The sequence below is a fragment of the Pseudomonas sp. 05N434 genome, assembly GCF_056396965.1.
In genome coordinates, this window is record NZ_JBFTMK010000959.1 from 1 (window position 1) to 892 (window position 892).

The following is an 892-nucleotide window of genomic DNA, read 5'->3' on the forward strand; positions in this document are numbered from 1 at the left end:
GCTATGGTGTTCATCACCTACCAATCGAAGATCAAAAAGGTCTGATATGAATCCAAAAACATCCTCTAAAGCTCTATTTTTCAACCAACGCAAGCTCTCGGTTCGCGCTACGCCTTATGTTTTCGCACTGTATATGGCCACCATCATGGCGCTCTTGATGTCATTCGTGATCACCGCGGCAAATTCCGGTATTGAGAATGATTACCTAAGTAATGCGCTGCACGCCTATAAATTGGCCATGCCGGTGGCATTCCTGTGCATACTCGTCGTTCGCCCCATTGTGCTCAAACTGGTGTCTTTGACTGTACACCCACATCGCTAAGGGCGGCCGCTTACGGCCCAATTGATGGGGCGTTGTGGACAACCCTATTGGGTCGACTGTTGCCGGCCGTCACAGGTCGGAGTCGACCTAAAGCTGACACTGTCCGCAGTCAGCTTCGAGTCTTCTCTCGATCCAGCAGGTTGTGGGCTATTCAGCGACGCCACGATCCCTCGGGCAATTCGACCTGCCGATGGGCCGCAGCCAAGGCAACCTTCAGCCCCTCTTTATCCAGCGGTATGCAGTAGGCGGGTTTAGCCCGTTCGAATCGCCAGCTTTCATCAAGACTGCCCGCATCTACCGCGTCGAATCCAATCTCGTCCAGTAACTTGATCACCAGCGCTTTCGCCGCCGGATCATCCGCCGCGATCGGCAGTGCGCGTCGGTCGGGCGCTGCTTTCGGGCGCGTGTCCTGCACCAGGTCCTGGGCGAGGATTGCATTGAACACCTTGACCACGCTGGAGTGGGGCAGGTGCTCGGCGAGCAAGCGGCTGGTGGTGGTTTCGAATCGGTCGAGAGCGGCAATGTGACCGTCGCGCTCCGGGTAGTAATTATTGGCACCCAGCACGGTTT

The 892-nt window shown here is 56.1% G+C and carries 2 protein-coding genes; one reads left to right on the plus strand and one right to left on the minus strand.

What is annotated here, in order from left to right:
- The first annotated feature begins 46 nt into the window (after window positions 1-46).
- Window positions 47-322, plus strand: a complete 276-nt coding sequence (locus AC1DLB_RS31050; RefSeq protein WP_018925645.1) for a DUF2798 domain-containing protein — start codon at window positions 47-49, stop codon at window positions 320-322.
- A gap of 151 nt (window positions 323-473) precedes the next feature.
- Here the strand turns inward: AC1DLB_RS31050 and AC1DLB_RS31055 are convergent.
- The coding region (locus AC1DLB_RS31055; RefSeq protein ID WP_477786411.1) for an NADPH-dependent F420 reductase at window positions 474-892 on the minus strand (419 nt) is incomplete at its 5' end.

Bases quoted from the DNA above. Each gene is read 5' to 3' on its own strand.
- AC1DLB_RS31050 (WP_018925645.1), top strand. From the start codon at position 47: ATGAATCCAAAAACATCCTCTAAAGCTCTATTTTTCAACCAACGCAAG.